Source organism: Paraburkholderia sp. J94 (assembly GCF_905220285.1).
Lineage (GTDB): Bacteria > Pseudomonadota > Gammaproteobacteria > Burkholderiales > Burkholderiaceae > Paraburkholderia > Paraburkholderia tropica_A.
This window is the reverse complement of the sequence record NZ_CAJMZH010000001.1, coordinates 389,685-412,631: the sequence shown is the minus strand read 5'-3', so window position 1 is coordinate 412,631 and position 22,947 is coordinate 389,685. Positions and strand designations below refer to the sequence as shown.

The window sequence follows — 22,947 nt, the reverse complement described above, 5'->3', positions numbered from 1 at the left end:
CCCGCGATCTCCGTGAAAAACGCCAGCCGCTCGCGCGCTGGCGTTTTTTTATGCCTGTGTCCTGAACGTCTCGACCGCGTCGCAGAGCTTGCGCGCTTCGTCGCGCAGGCAGGCCGCCGCCGCAGCCGCCTCTTCAACGAGCGCGGCGTTCTGCTGCGTGCCCTGATCCATTTGCGTGACGGCCTGATTGATCTGATCGATGCCGCGGCTTTGCTCGTGCGAAGCCGAAGCGATTTCGCCGATCAGCGTCGCGACGCGTTCGATCGACGTATGCGCGCGCTCCATTGCATCGCCCGCAACGGCCACCGACGCGTTACCTTGCTGCACGTTCGCCGCCGATAACTCGATCACGCCGCGCACGTCCTTCGCCGCCGCCGACGAGCGCTGCGCGAGCGAGCGCACTTCCGCCGCCACGACCGCGAATCCGCGTCCCTCCTCGCCCGCGCGCGCTGCCTCGACGGCCGCGTTGAGCGCGAGAATATTGGTCTGAAACGCGATGGCTTCGATCATGCCGATGATCTCGCCGATCCGCAGCCCGCTGTCGTCGATGCGCGTCATGGCCTCGACCACGCTCGACACCGCCGCGCTGCATTCCCGCGCGATCTGCTGCGCCTGCGAAGCGACTTCGCTGGCGGTTTCGGCGTTGCCCGAATTCTGCCGCACGGCCGAGGTCAGTTCTTCCATGCTCGCCGCCGTTTGTTCGAGCGCGGCCGCCTGGGCTTCGGTGCGCGCGGAAAGATCGGCATTGCCGGTGGCGATTTCGTTGGTGGCGCCGGCAATCGAGCCCGCCGACTGCTTGACCGCGTCGATGGCGAGCCGCAAGCGCTGCTGCATCGCGCGCACGGACGCCATCAAGCTATGCGCCTGATCGGGCCGCACGTCGAGGCGCACGGTGAGATCGCCTTGCGCAATGCGCTCGCATACGCCCGCCACGAATTGCGGATCGCCGCCGAGTTGACCATTCACGCGGCGAATGATCAGACCGAACACCAGCGTGACCATGAGACCGACCGCGCAGACGATCGCCGCGCCATACGACAGGTGCCAATAAAACTCGCGGTCGATATCGTCGACGTAAGCGCCCGTGTAGACGTGCCAGTCCCACGCCTGCACATATTCGCCATACGCGATCTTGGGCTGCGTGCGCGTCTCGCCCGGTTTGGGAAATCGATAAGTCGTCGTATGCGTGCCGTCGCGATCGTGTTGAATGATTTCGGCGGTGAAATGCTTGCCCGTTTCGTCGACGAGATCGTTGATTTTATTTTCGAACTCGGGCTTGACCGGATTCAGCAATTGCAGCATCGACGAATCCACCACGAGCAAATAACCGCTCGTGCCATATCGGATGAAACGCAATTGCGCGAGCGCGCGGCTTTGCGCCTCGGCCACCGGCATCTTGCCTTCGCGCGCGGCTTTTTCGTAACCCTCGACAATGCTCACCGCCGATTGCACCTGCTCGCGCAGCGAGGTCACGCGGTCGTCCATCATCAGATTGCGGGTCGCGATCGAATTGATGACCGAAAGCGTGAGCAGGCTGAACCACACCACGGCAACGGTGCTCCACAACGTCGCCTTGAAGCTGAGATTACGCATGTCTCTCGATGTCTCCCTGTATTTATCGTGCGGAGCCGATCTGATTTCGCTCCATGCCGGGGATATCGACCGCGGCGGCAGGCGCTGAAGGGAATGAAAACGACGCCGCGCCCGCTGCCGCGCGGTCCTATGCGTGCGTCATCGCGCGAAATCCTTGATGGGCCGACAGGCCAGCGAACCGGCGACGCGGCAACCCGATAAACAACTCGCATTGCCGCGCGAGCCGATCAGATGGACCGCTCCCCGCCACTTGCGCACGGCCGTTCTTTTCATAAGTTCATACTTATCAATATTGACGGTCCATGTATATCGATCTTTGGTATCGCAAACTGCATACTTTTCTCCACGGAAGGACGCAGCAGTCCACGTGTCCAGCACAACCCGCCATTCTGGAGAAACGATCATGAGCGAACCGACTCTCACCGCCGCCAACGTCACCGACCTGCGCTCCGCCATCGACCTGCTCAAGCAGCACGAAGGCGAATACGTCGAAACGAACGAACCTGTCGATCCCGAAGCCGAACTCTCGGGCGTCTATCGCTACGTCGGCGCGGGCGGCACGACCGCGCGCCCGACCAAACGCGGCGGCCCCGCGATGATGTTCAACAACGTGAAGGGCTTTCCGGCGTTTCGCGTCGCCATCGGCATGCTGGGTTCGCGCAAGCGGGTTGCGCGACTGCTCGGCGCCGAACCCGAAAAGCTCGGCTTTTTGCTGAAGGATTCGGTCCAGCATCCGATCGAGCCGGTGCTCGCCGAGCCGGGCCGCGCGCTCTGCCAGGAAATCGTGCATCGCGCCGACGAACCCGGCTTCGATCTGCGCACGCTGCTGCCCGCGCCGACCAACACGCCCGAAGACGCCGGTCCTTATCTGACGATGGGCCTGTGCTACGCGGCCGATCCCGAAACCGGCGAGCACGACGTGACGATTCACCGTCTGTGTGTGCAGAGCAAGGACGAACTGACGATGTGGCTCACGCCCGGCCGCCATATCGACGCCTTCCGCATGAAGGCCGAAGCGGCGGGCAAGCCGCTGCCGATTTCGGTGAGCATCGGCGTCGATCCGGCGATTTATGTGGCCGCGTGTTTCGAGCCGCCGACCACGCCGCTCGGCTACGACGAACTCAAGATCGCGGGCGCGCTGCGCGGCCGTCCGGTCGAGCTCTCGCAGTGCCTGACGATCAATGCGCGCGCCATCGCGCACGCCGAAATCGTCATCGAAGGCGAGCTGCTGCCGAACGTGCGCCAGCGCGAGGACCAGAACACCGACACCGGCAAGGCGATGCCCGAATTCCCCGGCTACACGGGCGAATCGAAGGACGAGCTGCCGGTCATCAAGGTCAAGGCCGTCACACACCGCCTCAACCCGATTCTGCAGACCACCATGGGCCCCGGCGAGGAGCACGTGAACATGGCGGGCATTCCGACCGAGGCGAGCATTCTGCAGATGGTCGAGCGCGCGATGCCGGGCAAGCTGCTCAACGTCTACGCGCACAACTCGGGCGGCGGCAAGCTGCTCGCGGTGATGCAGTTCAAGAAGTCGTCGGCCGTCGACGAGGGCCGCCAGCGCCAGGCCGCGATTCTCGCGTTCGCGGCGTTCCCGGAACTCAAGCACGTGATGCTCGTCGACGAAGACGTCGACATCTTCGACACCGACGACGTACTGTGGGCCATGCAGACGCGCTTCCAGGGCGATATCGACACCATCACCATTCCGGGCGTGCGCTGCCATCCGCTCGATCCGTCGCAGACGCCCGCGTTCAGCCCGAGCATCCCGGAAGTGGGCACGAGCTGCAAGACGATCTTCGACTGCACGGTGCCGTTCAAGCTCAAGCACGAATTCGAGCGCTCGAAGTTCCTCGAAGTCGATGTGAACCGCTTCCTGCCGGGCTTCGACGGACGCTAACCCGCACCTTCAGGCGCGCGCTGAAACGCGCGCCCAACCCCTCTTGTCGTATCCTGACCGGGCGCTGTCCGGCCGGGACCGACGATCCTCCGATCGAACGACGCATCGAACGGCGGCTGCGCACGCGCAGCCGCCCTCATCGTGACCGGCGCACGACTGAACAAGGTCGATCTCATGCAGACTCCCTCACCCTCAGGCATCGCCGCCCTGCTACGCCAGCCCTTCGTCGCGCTGCGCGCGTTGCTTGCCCTGCTCGCTTCGCCCGCAGCGAAGCGGCGTTTCCCTTTCGCCGTGCGCGCCGGACTGTGCTGCGGCATCCCCGTGATGGCCGGCTGGTTCGCCGGCGACATCCACGCCGGGCTGCTCGCCACCATCGGCTCCTTCACCGCGCTCTACGGCAGCGACCGTCCTTATCGCAACCGCGCCGTGCATCTGGCCTTGATCGCCTTCGCACTGGCCGCCGTGGTCGCGCTCGGCATCTACATCGCACCGCATGCCGTCCTGGCGGTCGTGTTCGTTGCGCTGATCGCCGCGCTCGCCACCTTCGCCTGCAATTCGCTGCACGTGGGGCCGCCCGGCGCCTATATGTTCGCGCTGGCCTGCGCGAGCGGCACGGGCATGGCGGCCAGCGGCGCCGATCCGCTGCGCAGCGGCCTCTATGTGCTGTGCGGCGGCATCGTCTCCTGGCTCGCCCACATGGCCGGTGCGCTGATCGACCGGCGCGGGCCGGAACGCGCGGCCATCGCCACGGCGGCCGAAGCGGTCGCCGCCTTCGCCGAAAGCAGCGGTTCGGCGAAAGGCGTCGTGGCCCGTCACCGCGCCGCCCACGCGCTCGACGAAGCATGGACCACGCTGATTACCTGGCAATCCTTTTCATCCTCGCGCGCGGCAAGCGATCCCGTGCTCGACGCCTTGCGCCGTCAAGGCCACCGCTTGCACCGGATTTTTTCGGAGCTGCTGACCGAGACCGGCCCACAAGACGCCCACCGCGCCGAATTCGCGCAGCTGGCGCGCGAAGCACGCCGTCTCGGCGACGAAGCGCGGCATGCGTCCGTGCCCGCCGCGCCGGAAGACGCCGTGTCGTTTCCGCTGAGCCGCCGCACGGCTTTCGCGGCGCTGCGCGAGAGCGTCGTGCCGTGGTCGAATCCGCTGCTGCTCGCGGCGCGCGTGGGCGTGGCCACGCTGATCGCGGGCGGCATCGGCGTGGCGCTCGGGCTCGATCGCGCGTACTGGGGCATGGCGGCTGTCGTCGTCGTGCTCAATCAGGCCTATGGCTGGCCGGGCACGTTCCGGCGCGCCTGCTATCGCGTGCTCGGCACGCTCGCGGGCCTGATCCTCGCGTGGGCCGTGCTCGCCGCGCATCCGCAAGGTCTCTGGATCGCGGCGGCCGTCGGCCTGCTGCAATTCGCCATCGAGATCTGGGTCGTGTTGCAGTACGCGGTCGCCGCGATCTTCATCACCTCGAACGCGCTGACCATCGCGGCGGGCGGTCAGGGCTTCCCGGCCATCACGCATCTGTTCACCGCGCGCGCGCTCGATACCGCCATCGGCTGCGCCGTCGCGCTCGCGGTGTTTCATTTCACGGTGCGGCGCTCCGCGCATCATCAGTTGCGTAGCGAAATGGCGCGCACGCTCGCCGCCGCGCAGCGCGTGCTGCGTTGTCTTTCGCATGGCGCGGCCACCGCGCCCGAGGCGCTCGAAGCGCGGCGCGATCTGCAACATCAGACCATTACGCTCCAGCAGGTTTTCGAAGCCGATGCGCCCGCGCTGAAAGGCGACGCGCCGCTCTCGCGCACCTTGAGTCGCGCCGCCGCGAGCACGCAGCGGCTTGCCTACCGGCTGTTGAATGCGTGCTGGGAGCAGGAAGCGGCGTGCGAACGAGACGCGGCTGAAGCGGCCCGCTGCACGACGCGTTTCGAAGACTACGTGCTCGCGCAGGAATGGCTCGACGTGCTCCGGCACCACGTGGGCGGCCACGCGGCGGAGCGCTGGCCGCAGCATCCGCCCGTGTTCATGCGCGAGGAAATCGACGCGCTGAGCCGCGCGATTCGCGAGCCGCAATGATCTGACCCGGGCGCGGCACACAAGACACGGCGGCACGGCGTGACCCACACGCCGTGCCGCCGTTGCACATTTCAGGGCGATCCCGCACGCCCAATTCATACGTTTTAACTTATTAAATTCGCGTGTTCGAGTGTATCGATCTTCTGCTTGAGAACTCGCATACTTGATTCATCGACGGATGCAATCCAGCCGCCACGCGGCGAGACCGGATTCCGCACTCACATCACGCACACTGGAGAATCACATCATGCAAAAGCCACGAGTCGTAGTCGGAATCAGCGGCGCCACCGGATTCATGTATGGCGTCAAGGTCTTGCAGCTTCTGCGCGAACTGGGCGCGGAATCGCACCTCGTCATGTCGAAGGCGGCCGGACTCACGCGCGAACACGAAACCACGCTCTCGCGTCAGGACGTGATCGACATGGCCGATGTGTTCTATCCGACCGGCGCGGTCGGCGCGGCGATTTCGAGCGGCTCGTTCCGCACGGCCGGCATGATCGTCGCGCCCTGCTCGATGAACACGCTCGCCTGCATCGCGAACGGCGTGACCGAGAACCTCGTCACGCGCGCCGCCGACGTCACGCTCAAGGAACGCCGCCGTCTCGTGCTGATGGTGCGCGAAACGCCGCTGCATCTGGGGCAGATCCGCAATATGGCGGCGGTGACGGAATACGGCGCGATCGTGTTTCCGCCCGTGCCCGCGTTCTATGCCGGTCCGCAGACGGTCGACGCAATCATCACGCACAGCGCCGCGCGCGCGGTCGGCCTGCTCGGCTTCGAACCGAAGGCGCAGCCGCGCTGGGGCGAAACCGTCGCGGCGCTCGACGCCGAACAGGAACTGGCGTGGTAAGCCGCGCCGAGCCATCGGAGCCCGCCCGCATGAACGCCTTGCCGCCCGCCATCGCCGACGTCCTGAACGCGCATCACGTGCTGTCGCTGGCCGTGTGCAGCCACGACGTGCCGTGGGCCGCGAACGCCTTCTTCGCCTTCGACGAAGCGTCCGCGAGCCTCGCCGTGCTCGGCCATCTCGACACCCAGCACGCGCGCATGCTGCTCGCCAATTGCCACGTCGCGGGCACGGTCGCGGGCCAGCCCGCCGCCGTGGACGAGATCGTCGGCGTGCAGTTCTACGGCCTCGCGCGCGTGGTCGAGGACGAAGCCGAACGACGCGCGGGGCTCGCGCTCTATCACGCGCGCTTTCCGTTTGCGCAGGGCATGGCCGCGCCGTTGTGGCGCATTCATCTGCTGCGCCTGAAGCTCACCGACAACCGCACCGCGTTCGGCAGCAAGACGACGTGGGAGCGCCATAGCGGCGACGCCAGCGCTCCCTCAGGCCCAGGCCCAAGCCCTAGCCCAGGCTCAGCTTCAAGCTGACGCGCCCGAAATCCGCCGCGCCAGCGAGCGCGCGCTTTCGAGCAGCGCCTGGGCGATGGCCTCGCGCTCGGCCGCAAAACGCCCCGTCGGCAGCGTGACGGTGATCGAGTACGGCTTGCCGCCCATTTCGAGCGCGATGGCGAGCGCGGAAATGCCTTCGAACGGCACGTCCTCCTCGATCGCGTAGCCGTCGCGGCGCGCCTGCGCGAGTTCCGCGTCGAGCGCCGCGCGATCGACGGCGTTCGGCGCGGCGGCGATCTGCGCCTCGCGCGGGCCGTTGGCGAGGATCGCGAGCATGGCCTTGCCCGGCGCGCTCGTGAACATATCGACTTCGAGCACCTTGGGCAGCACCACGCGCAGCGGTCTCGGCGAACTGAACGCTTCGAGCACGAGCACGCGGCCGTTGGCGAGCGTGGTGAGCACGACCGATTCGTCGAGTTCGGCGAGCAGCCGGTTCATTTCGCTGCGGAACGCCTCGACCGGATCGGCGTCGAGCCCGCGCGCCAGCACGCTCATCGTCGGGCCGAGGCAAAAGCCGCCGCCCGAGGGCGCGGGCGCGACCATGCCTTCGTCCTCGAGCGCGCCGACGATGCGCTGCACCGTCGAGCGCGGCAGCTCCACGCGCGTGGCGATCGCGCCGAGGCTCAGGCCGTTGTGCCCCTGCTCGGCCAGCACGCGCAGCACGCCCACGGCGCGGCGGATCACCTGAATGCCCGAGCGCGCGTCGTCGCCGCGTTCCTCCTGGGCCGCTCCTGTCACTTCGTTTTTCTTGACCATGTTCTCACTGAGGTGTCATCGCACCGAATAACCATATTGTGATACATTGCACCGCAATGCGGTTACGCAAATTATCGACGCAAGGCGTGGCAGCGCCAACGCGTGTTGTTAGAAGGAAATGATTTTGGACAAAAAACCCTTGATTGGGCTCGGCGGCGTCATCGTGGCAGCAATGTCCGCCGAATTCAACGATCAGGTGGGATCGGCGGCGATGATCGACGTGCGCGGCGCGCTCGGCATCGGCCACGATCCGGGCATCTGGATCGAGAGCCTCTATCTCTCGGGCATGGTGATCGGCATGGCGCTGTCGCCGTGCTGGTCGGCGGCGGTCACGCTCAAACGCATGGTGCTGTTCGCGATCGCGCTGAACTGCGTGGCGAGCGCGCTGCTGCCGCTCGCGCCCAACGAAGCCTGCTTCTATGCGCTGCGCGCCGTCGAAGGCTTCGCGCACGGCCTCACGATCCCGCTCCTGATGACGACGGCGCTCAAGTACCTCACGCCGAACATCCGCCTCTGGGGGCTCGCGTGCTACGCGCTCACCGCGACCTTCTTCCCGAACCTGAGCGCCGCCGTGTCCGCGCTGTGGACCGACGTGGTCGGCTGGCAGTTCGTGTTCTTCGAAGCGATCCCGCTCTGCACGATCGCCGCGCTGTGCGTCTGGTACGGCATGCCGCAAGATCCGCCGCATTACGAGCGCCTGCGCCAGTACGACTGGCCCGGCACGCTGCTCGTGGTCGTGGGCCTCGGCGCGCTGACGACGATGCTCCAGCACGGCAGCCGCCTCGACTGGTTCCAGTCGAAGTTCATCTGCACGCTGGCGCTGATCAGCGCGATCGCCTTGCCGCTGCTGGTCATCAACGAATGCAGGCAGACCATTCCGCTGTTCCGGCCGCAGCTGCTCAAGCGCCGCAACTTCGCGTACGGCGTGTTCACGCTGTTCTGCTTCGTGATCGTGGCGATGTCGAGTTCGACGGTGCCTTCCGAGTATCTCGCCGATGTGCAGGGCTTCCGGCCCATGCAGATCTGGACCGTGATGGCCGAAGTGGCCGCGCTGCAACTGATCTTTCTGCCGCTCGTCGTGAATCTGCTCGATATCGAATGGATCGACGCGCGCTGGATCAACGGACTCGGCCTGCTGTGCCTGATTAGCGCGTGCATCGGATCGAGCCAGCTCGATTCCACCTGGAGCCGCGAGCAGTTCTATCTGTGGCAGGCGGTTTCCGGCTTCGGCCAGGCCTGCGTGGTGCTCTCGCTGCTGATGATGGCGACCAACGCGCTCGTGCCGCAGGAAGGGCCGTTCGCCTCGTCGCTCGTGAACATGCCGCGCGGCTTGAGCGAAGTGATCGGCGCGTGTTTGCTCACGCTGATGGCGCGTTTTCGCGGCCAGCTGCACGCGACGCGTCTGCTCGAAAGCGCCGGCACGCATCGCTTTTCGACCGTGCAGGCAACGGGCGGGCTCGATCCGCAGCATCTGCCGCCGCTGCTCGCCGATGGCGCGCAACGCGGCGCGGACAGTCTCGCGGGCTTCGCGCACGCCATCGACGTGCAGCGCGCCGTGATGGTCGTCAGCGACGACTATCTGCTGCTCGCGGGCGTCGCCACGCTGATTTTCGTCGTGCTGCTGGTGCTGCCCGAACGCACGTGGCCGCCGCGCATCGCACTCCTGAAGAAATAACGACGAGTCGAACCCGCTCGTTACACGCTACCGATTTGCTTATGAACGATATGACCCAACCCGCCGCCGCAGCCGCGGCCAAGCCGTCCGCACCGCAGCCCGTGCACAAAGCAACCCCGCCGAAAAAGAGCCGTGTGCCGCTCGTCATCGGCATCGCCGTCGTGGTGCTGTTTGCCGGTGTCGCCGGCTGGAAGATCTACGCGCCGAGCGCCAACGTCTGGACCGACGACGCGCGCATCACCGCGCACTACACGACGATCGCGCCGCGCGTGTCCGGTCAGATCGCGAGCGTGAACGTCGAAGATAACCAGACCGTGCACGCGGGCCAGTTGCTCGCGACGCTCGACGACCGCGATTACCGCACCGCCGTCGAGCGCGCGCAATCGCAACTCGACCGCGACCGCGCGCAGGTCGACGACGCGTCGGCATCGGTCGCGCGTCAGCCCGACGTGATCGCGCAGAACAGCGCGCAAGTCCAGCAGATCGAGGCGCGCCTCGCGCTCGCGCAATCGAATGCCACGCGTTACCGCAACCTCGCGGCGTTCGGCTCGGGCTCGAAGCAGGACACCGAAGCCGCCGACGCGACCTTGCGCGAACAAAGCGCGCAACTGGCGCAGGCACGCGCGGCCGTGAGCGCGGCGCAGCATCAACTCGATCTGCTCAAGGCGCAGCACGAAGCGGCCATCGCCACCGTGCACGCCGACGAAGCCGCGCTCGCGCAGGCGCAACTGAATCTGAGCTACACGCGCATCGTCGCGCCGATGGACGGCGTGGTGGGCGAGCGCGCCGTCGAGCCCGGCAATTACGTGAGCCCCGGCGCGGCGCTGATGGCGCTCGTGCCCGCGAAGGGCATGTACGTGGAGGCGCAGTATCGCGAGGTCGCGCTCAAGCATATGCAGCCGGGCCAGCACGTGCGCGTGCATGTCGATGCCTACGATATCGACCTCGATGGCGTGGTCGACAGCGTGCCGCCTTCGACGGGCGCCGTGTTCGCACCCATCGCGCCCGACAACGCCACCGGCAACTTCACGAAGATCGTGCAGCGTCTGCCCGTGAAGATCGTGTTCGCGGCGGATCAGCCGAAGGCGTCGCTGCTGCGTCTGGGCATGTCGGTGGAGACCACCGTGCTGACCGGTAACGCGGATGTCGTGGGCAAGCTGCGCGATACCTATCACGCAGGCAACGCGAGCAACGCGGGCAACGCGGACGGAGCGGGAGCATGAGCATGGCGTTCGACAAGCTCAAGACGCGCGCGCGGCCGATTGCGCGCGTGATGGGTGGGATCGGCATGATCGCGATGATCGGCGCGCTCGTCAGCGGCTGCACGGTCGGTCCGCGCTTCGAGCCGCCCAAACCGGCCACGCCCTCGCCCTCGGTCTGGCACGGCACGCCCGGCGACGGCACGAGCGACGTGACCACGGGCGCCATCGACGAAACCTGGTGGACGCGCTTCCAGGACCCCGAACTCGACAGCCTCGTGCAGCGTCTCGTCAAGCAGAACCTCGACCTCGCGAGCGCGAGCGAACGCGTGATCGAGGCGCAGGCAGCGCGGCGCGTGACGGCGTCGGCGGGCATGCCGAGCGTGGGCGCGTCGGTATCGCAGTCGCACGAGCGCATCAGTTCGACGGGCACCTCGACGCTCGTCACGCATCCGCCCGGCGCGCCGCTCGAATACGACGACTGGGGCGCGGGCCTCTCCGCGTCGTGGGAACTCGATCTGTTCGGCCGCGTGCGCCGCGCCGTGGAAGCCGCCGACGCGGGCACCGCCGCCGCCGAGGAAGCGCGACGCGGCGTGGCGCTCGATGCGCTCGCCGAACTCGCGTCCGACTACATGACGCTGCGCGGCGCGCAACAACGCGAAGCCATCGCGCGACGCAATCTCGACAGCGCCACGCACGCGCTCTCGCTGGTCGAAAACCAGTACGAGAACGGCATCGGCAACACGCTCGACGTGGCGCGCGCGAAAGCCACGCGCGAATCGATCGCCGCGCGTTTGCCCGATCTGCAAACCACCGAGCAGCAGAGCATCAACGCCATCGGCCTGCTGCTCGCGCAGCCGCCGCGCGCGTTGCAGGACGAACTCGCACCGGTCGCGGCCCTGCCGCTGCTGCCGCCGCAAGTGCCTGCGGGTTTGCCGTCGGCCTTGCTGCGCCGCCGCCCGGACATCCGCGAAGCCGAGGCGCGTCTGCATCAGGCGACCGCCGAAACGGGCGTGGCCGTCGCGTCGTTTTATCCCGATGTGAGCCTCACCGGCAGCGTGGGCACCGAAGGACTGCAATTCGGCAATCTGTTCAGCCTCGCGAGCCGCGCGTTCTCGATCGGACCGAGCGTCGATATTCCGATCTTCGAAGGCGGACGCCTGCGCGGCACGCTCAAGCTGCGCCGCGCGCAACAGCGCGAAGCCGCCATCGCGTATCAGAAGACCGTGCTGCAAGCATGGCGCGACGTCGATAACGCGATGACCGCCTACGGCAACACGCAGCGCCGCCGCAACGAACTCGCGCAGGCCGTCGATCACGAACGCGCCGCGCTCACGGCCGCGACGCAGCGTTATCAGCAAGGCAGTTCGAGCTATCTGCAAGTGGATACCGCGCAGGACGCGCTGCTCGGCGGCGAGGACGCGCTCGCGCAGGCCGATATGGCGCTGCGCGAGCAACTCGTGGCGCTGTACAAGGCGCTGGGCGGCGGGTGGTCGGCAGTGGGCTGACCCGTCAACCGACACTTCAAGCGAGACGAAAGACTTCACACACCCAGGTGTGATAGCCGAGGCGCCAGCCTCGTTTTCAGCCCCGGCGACCGGAACCCGCCGGGGCTTTTTTTTCGATGCCGTATCGATGCCTTATCGATGTCGTGGCGATGCCTTATCCATGCGATTCAGCTTTCAGGTAACGAATCGAAAGCATTATTTTCAAAAAAATCTGAATAATCTTTCAATGACGGGGTACATTCCCGAATTCACGCGCGTGCCCGAAAATAGCAGGCTGCTATGAATACGCGCGATGAATTCACGCTCATCGCATGCTCACTCTTTCTCTCTTCGTCACGCCAATCAACAAGAATGAAAGTGCTTCGACAATTCATGCCGCTGGCCCTTGTGGCAGCTTTCGCCGTTTCCGCCAGCCACCCCGCATTCGCTGAGGACAGCGCGGCAGCATCCAGCGCCGCCGATACGCAGGACGGCCCCGTGTACGGCTCCGAGCTTCAAGGCTTCGACTACCCTTATCCGGTCAAGACCTTCACGTTCACCTCGCAGCGCCAGACGCTCAATATGGCCTATATGGACGTGCCGCCCAACGCGGGCAAAGCCAATGGCCGCACCGCCGTCCTGCTGCATGGCAAGAACTATTGCGCGGCCACCTGGGCGCCGACCATCAAGGTGCTCAGCGAAGCGGGCTATCGCGTGATTGCCGTCGATCAGATCGGTTTCTGCAAATCGAGCAAGCCGCAGAGTTATCAATTCACGTTCCAGCAACTCGCGCTCAATACGCACGCGCTGCTGGAATCGCTGGGCATCGAACACGCGATCATGATCGGCCATTCCACGGGCGGCATGCTGGCGATCCGCTATGCGCTCACGTGGCCGAAACAGACGCAGCAACTCGTGCTCGTCGATCCGATCGGTCTCGAAGACTGGCGCGCGAAAGGCGTGCCGCCCGTTTCCGTCGATCAATGGTACGAGCGCGAATTGCATACCTCGGCCGCGCGCATTCGGAACTACGAGAAAAGCACCTATTTCGCGGGCCAATGGAAAGACGCTTACGAGCCTTCGGTGCAGATGCTCGCAGGCATGTATCGCGGCCCGCAACGCGCGGAAGTCGCGTGGGATTCGGCGCTGCTTTACGACATGATTCTCACGCAGCCTGTGGTTTACGAACTCTCGCAAATCCAGCCGCCTACGCTGCTGATGATCGGCGATAAGGACACCACGGCGATCGGCAAGGAATACGCGCCGGCGGAGATTCGTCCGACACTCGGCAATTACCCCGCGCTCGCGCATCACGCGGCGAGCGTAATTCCGCATGTTCAGCTCGTGGAATTTCCCGACGCCGGTCACGCGCCGCAAATGCAGATTCCCGATCGCTTTCACGCCGCCCTGTTGCGCGGACTCAGCGAAGCCAACGCAGCCAATTGATATCGATGATTTTCTGGCACCGGAAGTTGCGGTGCCAGCCTGAAATACACTGGATTCCCGTACGTCAATGAAATTCACCTTATTTGCCGCTATTTCCTCGGTGGCGGCTGTCGCGATCTATTCGAATGCCGCGTGCGCCACGCAAACCGGTACGCACACAAGCGATGCCATTTACGCCGTCGTTCACGTCGATATCGAACCGCCCAAGGTGCCTGAAGCGCTGCCCGCGCTCCGCGCTTTCGAAGCGCAGGCAAAACAGGACCCGGCCGTGGCAAGCATCGAAGTGCTCCAGCAGATCGGCGCGGAAAACCACTTCACGCTCGTGGAAGTGCTGAAGTCGAAAGCGGCTTATGATGCCTTCGTTTCGCGGCCTTACGTGCGCAGCCTGCGCGAAACGCTGCAACCGATTCTTGGCGGTCCGTTCGACGAGCGTCTGCATCATGCGATGCCGTGAGTTGCGCCATGCTCAGTGAGATCAAACGATGAACGCTTATCAAGCTGCTGGCTTAGTTCGTTCGCGCGCGCGTTTCAGATGGATCGGCGGCGCGTCGTTGATCGCCGGGCTACTCGGCTTCGGCAACACGATGGCCGTCGCGGCATCGGACAACGCGAGCGTTTGCCCGGCCGCCGCCAGCACATTGGCACCCGACGGCATCTTGCGCGCCTCGATCAACATCGGCAATCCGGTGCTCGCCTCGCTCGACGCGAGCACGCATGAACCGGTCGGCGTATCCGTCGATCTGGCGACCGAACTCGCGCGGCGTCTGGGCGCGCGCATGCAACTCGTCACGGCGACGAGCGCGGCGGCGTCGCTCGACAACGTCGTGAACGGACGCGCCAATCTGGGCTTCTTCGCCGTCGATCCCAAACGCGGCGAGGACGTCCGCTTCACCGCGCCCTACGTGCTGATCGAAGGCGCGTATGCGGTGCGCGACGGCTCGCCCATCGCGCGCCGCGACGACGTCGACCAACCCGGCGTGAGCATCGCGGTCAGCCGGGGCAGCGCCTACGACCTCTATCTCTCGCGCACGCTGAAGCACGCGACGCTCGTGCGCATCTCGCCTTCGTCAGCGGTCTTCGACGCGTTTCAGAAGCAGCATATCGACGTGCTCGCGGGCGTGAAGCCGCAACTCGCCCAACAAGCCTCGCCGGGCAGCGGACTGCATCTGCTCGACGGCCGCTTCATGGTCATCCGCCAGGCGATGGGCGTGCGCAAGAACGAAGGCGATACCGTCGCGAACTGCGTCGCGCAGTTCGCGGGCGAGATGATCCAGTCGGGTTTCGTGGCCGACGCGCTCGCGCGGCATCACATCGATGGCGCGATCGTCGCGCAGCCGGGCGACTAGGCGCATCGCGTCTTGTTTGCGTCCTGAGCGAGTTTTGAAGCAGCGCGAACGGCTAAAAACCGTCGCGCTGTTTTCTCATCGACGCACGCTCAATGGCCGAACACGTCGGCGTCGAGCATGTCGTTCTCGCCGCGCTTGAGCGCGCTCACCGCCGTCATTTCCTCGTCGCTCAGGCGGAAATCGAAGATGTCGAGATTCTGCGCCTGACGCGCCGGGTCCGCCGATTTCGGCACCGGCACGAAGCCGCGCTGCGTATGCCAGCGCAGCACGATCTGCGCAGGCGTGCGTCCATATTGCCGCGCGATGGAAACGATCGCCTCTTCGGCCAGCAGGTCGCCGCCTCGCCCGATCGGGCTCCACGTTTCCGTGACGATGCCGCGCTCCGCGTGGATCGCCACGACATCGTCGCGCGCGTGCCAGGGATCGAGCTGGATCTGATTCACGTGCGGCACGAAGCCCGCGTCGAACAGACGCTGCAAATGCTCGGGCTTGAAGTTCGAGGTGCCGATCGCGCGCACCTTGCCCGCCTCCAGCAGCCGCGCGAGTCCTTCGAACGCCTCCACATAGCGATTCTGATCAGGATTCGGCCAATGCACGAGCAGCAGGTCCAGATAGTCGAGCCCGAGCCGCTTGAGACTCGCCTCGCAGGCTTCGCGCGCGCCCTCCACGCTATGCCATTGGCGATTGAACTTGCTGGTGACGAAGATCGATTCGCGCGCGACGCCCGACGCGCGGATGCCCGCGCCCACGCCCGCTTCGTTGCCGTAGTTCTCCGCCGTATCGATGAGCCGATAGCCGGTTTGGAGCGCGCTCGCCACGGCTTGCGCCGCGCCGGCGTCGTCGAGCGGCCAGGTGCCGAGGCCGGTTTGCGGCATCTCCACGCCGTTGGCCAGTTTGATGAGAGGCGCCGGATTGACAGTCATGAAAGTTCCTCGAAATGTTCTGGGTAAAATACGCGCAGCCAGCCGCGCGGACCGCACGTCTCGCGTGCCGAAAACAAAACCGCTACCGTGATGCCCGATGGTATGCGGATACTAATCAGTATCTGCATACCGGTCCAACGAGCGAACCCGCGAAGGAATCCGCCCATGCCCCGCATGACCCGTGAAGCCAGCCAGGCGCAGACGCGCGAAAAGCTCATCGACGTCGCGCAGACGCTGTTCGCGCGCGACGGCTACGCCGCCACGTCGCTCGAACGCATCGCCGACGAAGCCGGCTTCAGCAAAGGCGCCGTCTACTCGAATTTCGACGGCAAGGAAGCCCTGTTTCTCGACGTGCTCGACGCGCACGGCAAGACCAGCCTCGCCACGATCCTCGCGGCGCTGCACGACGCGCAGAGCCTCGGCGACGCCATCGAGTGCCTCGCGCGCTGGTCCGACAAGCATTCGCGCACCGGCAACTGGCCCTCGCTGATCGTCGAATACGCGCGCCACGCCAAACCGGGCAGCGCCTTCCGCAAGGCTCAGGAAAAAGTGTTGCGGACGCAATGGCGCGCGCTCGGCGAACGTCTGCTCGCCCTCGTGCCCGACACTCCGGCCGCCACGCTCTCGCCCGAGACCGTCGGTGCGCTCGTGTTCGAGTTGACCTACGCGCCCGCGATGAGTTTCGTCAGCCAGCCCACCTCGGGCGATTTGCTGCGCGTGGCGCTGCAAGGCGTGTTCGGCGCAAGCGCCGCGCCCGCTCCGGCGCGCAAGCGCGCGAAGCGCTGAACGGTGGAACGCGGAACGCGGAACGCGCAGGCTAAACAGAAACTCAGGAAACGAGCGTCACGCCTCCGTCGACGGCAATCGTCTGGCCCGTCACGAAGTCGTTGCTCATGAGGAACAGATAGGCGGCGGCCACTTCCTCCACCTTCGCGGTGCGGCCGAGCGGAATCAGCGCATTGAAGCGCTGCTCGATCGCGTCCACATCGCTCGCGGGCATCGCGCGCCATAGCGGCGTGCGCGTCCACGTAGGCGCGACCGCATTCACGCGCGCACGCGGCGCGAGTTCCACCGCGAGCCCTTCGACCAGCGTGCGGATCGCATCGTTGCCGACGATCGCACCCGAAGCGTTATGCGGACGTCCGCCCGATCCCGCCGTGAACACGAGACTGCCGCCTTCGCGCACGTGAGGCGCGGCCTGCCGCGCGAGCCGCAGGTTGGCGAAAAACTTCTCTTCCACGGCCTGGCGAATGGTCTCGAGCGGCGCTTCGAGAAAGCCGCCGCCCATCGCGCCGCCCGCCATCGAGACGAGGTGATCGAACGGTCCGATGTGCGCGAAAAAGTCCGTTAGCGCGGCTTCGTCGGCGATATCGAGCGCGAGCGCGCTCACCGCGTTAGTCGTCACTTCGCCCGCCGCCTTATCCACCGCGCCGAGCGCGGCCAGCGCTGCGTCGCGCCGCTGCGCATCGCGGCCCGTGATGACGACTTGCGCGCCCGCGTCGCGCGCCATGCGCGCCACTTCGAAACCAAAGCCCGATGTGCCGCCGACGATCACCACCCGCCGGCCCTTGAGTTCCGCTGCCATATTCCACTCCCGATTCAGGCCGCGTGCCCGCATTGCGCGAGCACGCGTTCATTTCAGATTCCAATGAGTATCTGAATACTACACCGAATTCCAGAACCGGATCGGACGCCAAACCCGCGCAACGTTACGGCTCGACACCGCGTATCAGCTTGTCCAGCAGATGATCGAGCTGCTCGCGCTCGCGCACGCTCAGCGGCTTGAGCACGTCCTGCTCGTTGGCGATGTGATGCGGAAGAATCTCGTCGATCAGATCCGCGCCTTTCTGCGTCAGGCACACGTCCACGCTGCGCCGGTCTTTCGCCGACGCGCACCGCTCGATCAGCCCCGAGCGCTCCAGCCGGTCGAGCCGGCTCGTCATCGCGCCCGACGACAGCATCAGCGCCTCGTAGAGTTCGGTGGGCGTGAGCTGATACGGCGCACCGGCGCGGCGCAGCGCCGCGATCACGTCGAATTCGCCGGTCTGCAAGCCGAATTGCGCCGCCAGCGGCATCAGCCGCGTGCGCTCGATCAGATGCGTTGCTTCCAGCAGGCGGCCGACCGTGGCCATCACGTTCGCATCGATGTCCGGCCGCTCCTTGCGCCATTGTTCGGCCGCGCGTCGGGCTCGTCCCATGTCCTTGACTCCCTGATGAATTTTCTCGACGTCAAGATATCAGCTTGCGTCTGCACTCTAACCAGGCTAGTTTACTCGACATCAAGATACTTTGTATCGAGCTAAATTCCCCACCCACGTTCGACGCGAGAAACCTCAGATGGCTTATTACGTTCACGCACAACGCCGCAACTATTACGTCGAATTCGGCGCGGGCCGCCCGGTCGTGCTGCTGCACGGCATCGGCAACTCGGGCCGCGCCTGGTGTCCGCAGATCGCTCCGCTCGTCGCGGCCGGTTATCGTGTGATCGTGCCCGACCATGCGGGTCACGGCGCATCGGCGCGGATCAGCGCGCCGCTCGGCATTGCCGATCTCGCGCGCGACGTCGTCGCGCTGCTCGATCATCTCGACATCGAACGCGCCGATTTCGTGGGCCTGTCGCTGGGCGGTCTGATCGCGATCGAACTCGCGCTCGGCGCGAGCGCGCGGGTCGGGCGGCTCGTGCTCGCCCACAGTTTTCCCTCGACGGCCACCGATGCGTTCCGCGCCCTCGCCGATCAATGGGCCAGGACGTTTCGCTCCGAAGACGGTCCGGTCGTGCGTTTCGAAGGCGCCTGGCCGTTCAACGTGAGCGCGGCTTTTCGCGCGAGCGACGAAGGCATGCGCACGTGGCAGGCGTGGCACGCGATTGCGGCCATGTCGGATGGCGCGTCGCTCGCGTGGGTCGCGCAAGGTGTGGTGGGTTATGACGCGAGCGCCCGGCTCGCGGAGATCGCGCAGCCGACGCTGATCGTCGCGGGCAGCGAGGACCGTGTTTCGCCGCCCGCGCTCGGTCAGGCGATGTGCGCGCAGATTCGCGGCGCGCGATTCGTGGAGATTTCAGGCGCCGCGCATATCGGCAATGTCGATTCGGCGGCCGCTTTCAACGAGGCGTTGATGGGTTTTCTGGCCACCTGACGCGCGTTCTACGCCTCGCTCTGTGCGCGCGCATCGAAGGCCGCGCGCGCCACATCGACGGCTTCGAGGTTGTGCAGCGTCCACGCATAAAGCGCCCTGAACGGCCCTTGCAGCGAGCGCCCCAATTGCGTGATCTCGTACTCGACCGCAACGGGCGACACGGGAATCACCTTGCGCGACACGAGGCCATTGCGCTCCAGACGGCGCAGACATTGCGTCAGCGCCTTTTGCGTGACGCCTTCCAGATGACGCTTGATCGCGTTGAAGCGCATCGGGCCCGCGTCGAGCACGGTCAGGATCATCATCGACCACTTGTCCGCGATCTGATCGATCAGCAAGCGGCTCGGGCAATCGACGGAAAAATGTTGGCGGCAATCGAGCTTCGAAGGCAGGGGCATGGTTTCCTCGAGGATACCTAGGCGAAACAAAGTGCGTTCTTGACGCCAGGTATCCAGAATATACCATTCGGGTTCGGCGAAATTCAGCCGCGCGCTCACGGCGGTCGGTCCGGACTTCGGTCTGACACCCGGTCCGGCATTCGGATCGTCCTGAGCATGCCTTTGATTACTACGGAGCCCCACCCGATGTCTTCGTCTGCAACCGATATCCTGTTTCAACCTTTCTCGGTCGGCTCGCTGTCGCTGCCGAACCGCATCGTCATGGCGCCGATGACGCGCTCGTTCACGGCCGGCGGCATTCCCGGCGAGGCGAACGCGGCCTACTACCGCCGCCGCGCGGAAGGCGGCGTGGGCCTGATCCTCTCGGAAGGCACCGTCGTGAACCGGCCCGCGTCGCGCAACGATCCCGGCATTCCGTTCTTCCACGGCGAGGCGGCGCTGTCGGGCTGGCAGCACGTGATCGACGAAGTGCACGCAGCCGGCGGCCGCATGGGTCCGCAGCTCTGGCACACGGGCGCGGTCAAGAGCTTCCTCTCCGACTGGACGCCGGACGCGCCGGTCGAGAGCCCGTCGGGACTCGATGCGCCGGGCGTGGAACGCGGTGTCGCCATGACGGACGCCGATATCGCCGATACCATCGCCGCGTTCGCGCAGGCGGCCGCCGATGCCAAACGGCTCGGCTTCGACACGGTCGAACTGCATGGCGCGCACGGCTATCTGATCGACCAGTTCTTCTGGTCCGGCACGAACCGCCGCGACGACCGTTACGGCGGCCCGGGCATTGGCGAGCGCGCGCGCTTCGCGGCGGAGATCATCGCCGCCGTGCGCGCCGCCGTCGGCCCCGACTATCCGATCGTGATCCGCCTGAGCCAGTGGAAACAGCAGGACTACAAGGCGCGTCTCGCGCCGACGCCGCAGGAAATGGCGCTATGGCTCGAACCGCTTGTCGCGGCGGGCGCGAACGTGCTGCATTGCTCGCAGCGCCGCTTCTGGGAGCCGGAGTTTCCTGAAATCGACGGCGAAAACGGCCTGAATTTCGCGGGCTGGGCCAAGAAGCTCACGGGCGCGGCGACTATCAGCGTCGGCTCGGTCGGCCTCTCGGGCGACTTCATGGCAGCGTTCGGCGGCGAAGGTTCGACGAGCGTCGGACTCGACCGTCTGATCGAGCGGATGGAGCGCGACGAGTTCGATCTGATCGCCGTGGGCCGCGCGCTGATCACCGATGCGGCCTGGGCCGAGAAAGTGCGCTCGGGCGATAGCGACAGTCTGCGCGGTTTCGAACCGGCTTCGCTGCGCGAACTGGTTTAAGTCGCGGGTTTCAGTCCCAGCGATGAGCGTGCGTCCGCGTTGCCGAAATACGGGCGATTGCGGGCGCACGCCATCGGCATCACGCCCTTTCACAGATAGAACGCCGACGGCGCCATGCCGAAACGGCGCTTGAACATCGCGGCAAACGCGCTCTGGCTCGTTTAGCCGTGATCGAGCGCCACCGCGACGATCTTTTCGCCGCTCGCGAGACGCTCCAGCGCAAGAAAACACCGCGCATGCTGCCGCCAGCGTCGCGCGTTTAAAGCCCCGTTTTCAAAGCCCAACCCCCATCTGCGCGCGGCCCAGTTCGCTAAGATCGTCGAGCGTCGCGCGCCCGGCGAAATCCACTTCGAAATGGTCGGCCGGAAAATCGGGCGGACTCTTGCCGTCGATAAAGCTCGGCAATTGCCTCCGCAAATAGGCGTCGTTTTTCGCACACGCGGGCAGCGAGGCGATATACATGACGTTGCTGTAACCGTTGCCGCGATGCGCGTCCTCGACCGCGTGAATCACATCGCTGTGCCAGAACACCGTATCGCCCGGCTGCATCAACGGTATCGACGAGAGCGCCCGGAACAGCGGCGCGTGATACGCCTCCTTGATCGACAGCGCGCGACCCGGCATGGCGCCGCATAAGTCGTCGTCGGCGATATCGTCCTGCAGCGCGCGCAGCAGGATATACACCATCGCGTTGGCGATCGGCACGAGTTGCAGCGTGCCGTCGCCCGGACCTTGCTGTGTCAGCGCGGTCCAGCCCTGGAAGGTGCGGAACATCGAGCAGACCGCGGGCGAGCCGATTTCCTCGACCTCCGTGCGCCACGCCGCGTCGAACGGATCGTAGGCGCGCCAGTTGCCGGAAAACACCTCGCGGTAGACCTTGCGGAAATTCGCCTCGATCCAGCGCTCCACCGAGCCGCCATCGCAATGTGCCGACAGGCCGAGCGACGCCGAACCCGGCGGACGCCGCCGCAGACGATCCGCATAAACGGGCACGCGCTCGGGATCGAAATGCACGCGCCCTTCGCTTTCGCTGCGCCAGAGCCGGTTCAGAAACACGCGCGCCTGCGTGAGTTCCCGCGACTGGCGCGCGAGCACTTGCGGCTTCGACCAGTACACGCCGTAAATCTGAGGCTTGCTGGAATCCAGTTGTCCGAAGTATTTATCCTCGGCGCGGTTTTCGAGTTTCCGGTCGAGCCGGTTGCGCTCGACATAGTCGGCGATATCGCGGTCCCATTGCTCGACGCGCGCGCGATCGAACACGCTGCGGATCACGCACGCGCCACGCGCTTTCACGGCCGCGATCTGCTGCGCGCTCACGCGATTCGCCGCGATATCGTCGAAGCGGATTTCGGGGATCACCGGCTCGCCGCGCTCGCGCAGCGCCGCGATGTGCTCCGCCTGCGCGATCATGTCCGCCTCGACTTCCGCGCATATCTCGCGATAGTTGGGCAGCCGCTCGCGCAACTCGCGCTTCGCCGCGCGGATGGCGGCAGGAAGGTCGTCGATCTGCAGGGACATGCGCGTCTCCGTGTTGTGTCTTTGATCCCATCAGATTAGGCGAGGCGCGCGTGGCGCGAAAGTCCGCCACGGTCAGCGATCGGATGTCAGCAATCGTCCGCCCGCGCCATGCCGCGACGATCGTCGGCGTTCTCGCCGTTCGACTGCGCGCGCGGTAGGATCACGGACCGACGAAGTACCGCGAATCGGCGTCCGATGAGCGGCGCACTCAACGATGAGAGATAACATGACCACGACATTCGACGCGGCCACCACGGCGGCGATTGCCGCATTTGCCCAACTGGATATCTACACGGCCGTGCAGGCGATGCGCGCCGAGGCCGACTACGACCGCGAGCGCGACCAATGGATCACGCGCTACATCGACGAGCACGGCGGCGGCGCGGACGATGCCGAATACGACGCCTTGCACGCGCAGGCCCAGGCAAGCCCGGAGTACGCGCAGTTCATCGATGCGGTGCGCCAGGAACTCCAGGACTATTTCGGCGTGACCGGCGATCAGCTGGACGGGATCATCGTGCTGCGCGACGACGACAGCGACGAACTCTGGGCCGAGGTCAACCGCCAGCGCAACGCGCTGGGCACGGGCGAAGTGCGCGGCGATCTCTGAACCTCGCTGGCCTCCCCAAACGCGGCCGCATTGCACCCCACATCGCATCCCACATCGTGAAATAACATGCCCGCGCGGTAAATATCCTTTCTGGATTCCGATCTTGAATCGCGCGCAAACCCCTTCACGACGGGCGCTCCGCGTTCATCGCCATTCATCCAGATCGCAAAAAACACCTTATACAACAACGC

Annotated in this window: 21 protein-coding genes and 1 pseudogene; 14 read left to right on the top strand and 8 right to left on the bottom strand. The window is 65.7% G+C overall.

Annotated elements, in window-relative coordinates; all coding sequences use genetic code 11:
- Positions 1–48: 48 nt before the first annotated feature.
- Positions 49–1,593 carry a methyl-accepting chemotaxis protein gene (locus U4Y88_RS01790; protein WP_224005812.1) on the bottom strand — a complete coding sequence of 515 codons (1,545 nt, stop codon included), beginning with the start codon at positions 1,591–1,593 and terminating at the stop codon, positions 49–51.
- A gap of 403 nt (positions 1,594–1,996) precedes the next feature.
- Here U4Y88_RS01790 and U4Y88_RS01785 point away from each other — a divergent pair, with 403 nt between their 5' ends.
- The 4 genes from U4Y88_RS01785 to U4Y88_RS01770 all read left to right on the top strand — a co-directional run bounded on the left by U4Y88_RS01785 (position 1,997) and on the right by U4Y88_RS01770 (position 6,934).
- The gene (locus U4Y88_RS01785; protein ID WP_224005805.1) at positions 1,997–3,496 is read left to right on the top strand and encodes a UbiD family decarboxylase; all 1,500 of its coding nucleotides are present in this window, start codon (positions 1,997–1,999) and stop codon (positions 3,494–3,496) included.
- Positions 3,497–3,670: 174 nt separating this feature from the next.
- Complete coding sequence (locus tag U4Y88_RS01780) at positions 3,671–5,560, top strand: FUSC family protein (RefSeq protein WP_321781802.1); 1,890 nt, start codon at positions 3,671–3,673, stop codon at positions 5,558–5,560.
- 247 nt (positions 5,561–5,807) lie between these two features.
- Positions 5,808–6,410 (top strand): UbiX family flavin prenyltransferase, encoded by a 603-nt coding sequence (locus U4Y88_RS01775; RefSeq protein ID WP_321781800.1) that lies wholly within the window; start codon positions 5,808–5,810, stop codon positions 6,408–6,410.
- 29 nt (positions 6,411–6,439) lie between these two features.
- Entirely contained in the window at positions 6,440–6,934 is a 495-nt protein-coding gene (locus U4Y88_RS01770) for a pyridoxamine 5'-phosphate oxidase family protein (protein WP_321781799.1), read from the top strand.
- Here the strand turns inward: U4Y88_RS01770 and U4Y88_RS01765 are convergent.
- Complete coding sequence (locus U4Y88_RS01765; RefSeq protein ID WP_224005794.1) at positions 6,926–7,711, bottom strand: IclR family transcriptional regulator; 786 nt, start codon at positions 7,709–7,711, stop codon at positions 6,926–6,928. The genes U4Y88_RS01770 and U4Y88_RS01765 overlap by 9 nt on opposite strands.
- A 172-nt stretch (positions 7,712–7,883) precedes the next feature.
- Between U4Y88_RS01765 and U4Y88_RS01760 the strand changes: the two genes are divergently transcribed.
- The 6 genes from U4Y88_RS01760 (at position 7,884) to U4Y88_RS01735 (ending at position 14,864) form a co-directional block, all read left to right on the top strand.
- Positions 7,884–9,386 carry an MFS transporter gene (locus tag U4Y88_RS01760; RefSeq protein WP_321781797.1) on the top strand — a complete coding sequence of 501 codons (1,503 nt, stop codon included), beginning with the start codon at positions 7,884–7,886 and terminating at the stop codon, positions 9,384–9,386.
- Between the two features lie 41 nt (positions 9,387–9,427).
- Positions 9,428–10,609 (top strand): HlyD family secretion protein, encoded by a 1,182-nt coding sequence (locus U4Y88_RS01755; RefSeq protein ID WP_321781795.1) that lies wholly within the window; start codon positions 9,428–9,430, stop codon positions 10,607–10,609.
- On the top strand, positions 10,606–12,093 hold the full coding sequence (locus tag U4Y88_RS01750; protein ID WP_321781793.1) for an efflux transporter outer membrane subunit: 1,488 nt from the start codon (positions 10,606–10,608) through the stop codon (positions 12,091–12,093). The genes U4Y88_RS01755 and U4Y88_RS01750 overlap by 4 nt, the downstream gene beginning before the upstream one ends.
- A 372-nt stretch (positions 12,094–12,465) precedes the next feature.
- Complete coding sequence (locus U4Y88_RS01745; protein WP_321781791.1) at positions 12,466–13,518, top strand: alpha/beta hydrolase; 1,053 nt, start codon at positions 12,466–12,468, stop codon at positions 13,516–13,518.
- 67 nt (positions 13,519–13,585) lie between these two features.
- A complete protein-coding gene (locus U4Y88_RS01740; RefSeq protein ID WP_321781789.1) occupies positions 13,586–13,972 on the top strand; it encodes a putative quinol monooxygenase in 387 nt (128 codons plus the stop codon).
- Positions 13,973–14,000: 28 nt separating this feature from the next.
- On the top strand, positions 14,001–14,864 hold the full coding sequence (locus U4Y88_RS01735; RefSeq protein WP_321781787.1) for a transporter substrate-binding domain-containing protein: 864 nt from the start codon (positions 14,001–14,003) through the stop codon (positions 14,862–14,864).
- Positions 14,865–14,953: 89 nt separating this feature from the next.
- Here the strand turns inward: U4Y88_RS01735 and U4Y88_RS01730 are convergent, their stop codons facing one another.
- A complete protein-coding gene (locus U4Y88_RS01730) occupies positions 14,954–15,787 on the bottom strand; it encodes an aldo/keto reductase (RefSeq protein WP_321781785.1) in 834 nt (277 codons plus the stop codon).
- 165 nt (positions 15,788–15,952) lie between these two features.
- On the opposite strand from U4Y88_RS01730, the gene U4Y88_RS01725 reads away from it, so the two are divergent.
- Positions 15,953–16,573, top strand: a complete 621-nt coding sequence (locus U4Y88_RS01725; RefSeq protein ID WP_321781783.1) for a TetR/AcrR family transcriptional regulator — start codon at positions 15,953–15,955, stop codon at positions 16,571–16,573.
- Between the two features lie 43 nt (positions 16,574–16,616).
- Here U4Y88_RS01725 and U4Y88_RS01720 read toward each other — a convergent pair whose 3' ends face one another.
- A complete protein-coding gene (locus tag U4Y88_RS01720; protein ID WP_321781781.1) occupies positions 16,617–17,372 on the bottom strand; it encodes an SDR family oxidoreductase in 756 nt (251 codons plus the stop codon).
- Between the two features lie 124 nt (positions 17,373–17,496).
- On the bottom strand, positions 17,497–17,985 hold the full coding sequence (locus U4Y88_RS01715; protein WP_321781779.1) for a MarR family transcriptional regulator: 489 nt from the start codon (positions 17,983–17,985) through the stop codon (positions 17,497–17,499).
- 139 nt (positions 17,986–18,124) lie between these two features.
- Between U4Y88_RS01715 and U4Y88_RS01710 the strand changes: the two genes are divergently transcribed.
- Entirely contained in the window at positions 18,125–18,922 is a 798-nt protein-coding gene (locus U4Y88_RS01710) for an alpha/beta fold hydrolase (protein ID WP_321781778.1), read from the top strand.
- Between the two features lie 8 nt (positions 18,923–18,930).
- Here the strand turns inward: U4Y88_RS01710 and U4Y88_RS01705 are convergent, their stop codons facing one another.
- Complete coding sequence (locus tag U4Y88_RS01705; RefSeq protein WP_224005767.1) at positions 18,931–19,320, bottom strand: winged helix-turn-helix transcriptional regulator; 390 nt, start codon at positions 19,318–19,320, stop codon at positions 18,931–18,933.
- 186 nt (positions 19,321–19,506) lie between these two features.
- On the opposite strand from U4Y88_RS01705, the gene U4Y88_RS01700 reads away from it, so the two are divergent.
- The gene (locus tag U4Y88_RS01700; RefSeq protein WP_321781776.1) at positions 19,507–20,628 is read left to right on the top strand and encodes an NADH:flavin oxidoreductase; all 1,122 of its coding nucleotides are present in this window, start codon (positions 19,507–19,509) and stop codon (positions 20,626–20,628) included.
- 89 nt (positions 20,629–20,717) lie between these two features.
- On the opposite strand, the pseudogene U4Y88_RS01695 reads toward U4Y88_RS01700, so the two are convergent.
- Positions 20,718–20,882: pseudogene (locus tag U4Y88_RS01695) on the bottom strand (helix-turn-helix domain-containing protein); the annotation flags it as partial.
- Positions 20,883–20,901: 19 nt separating this feature from the next.
- Entirely contained in the window at positions 20,902–22,146 is a 1,245-nt protein-coding gene (locus U4Y88_RS01690) for a DUF1479 domain-containing protein (protein WP_321781774.1), read from the bottom strand.
- Positions 22,147–22,372: 226 nt separating this feature from the next.
- Here U4Y88_RS01690 and U4Y88_RS01685 point away from each other — a divergent pair, with 226 nt between their 5' ends.
- Entirely contained in the window at positions 22,373–22,756 is a 384-nt protein-coding gene (locus U4Y88_RS01685) for an ATP-dependent protease (RefSeq protein WP_224005758.1), read from the top strand.
- Positions 22,757–22,947: the final 191 nt, after the last annotated feature.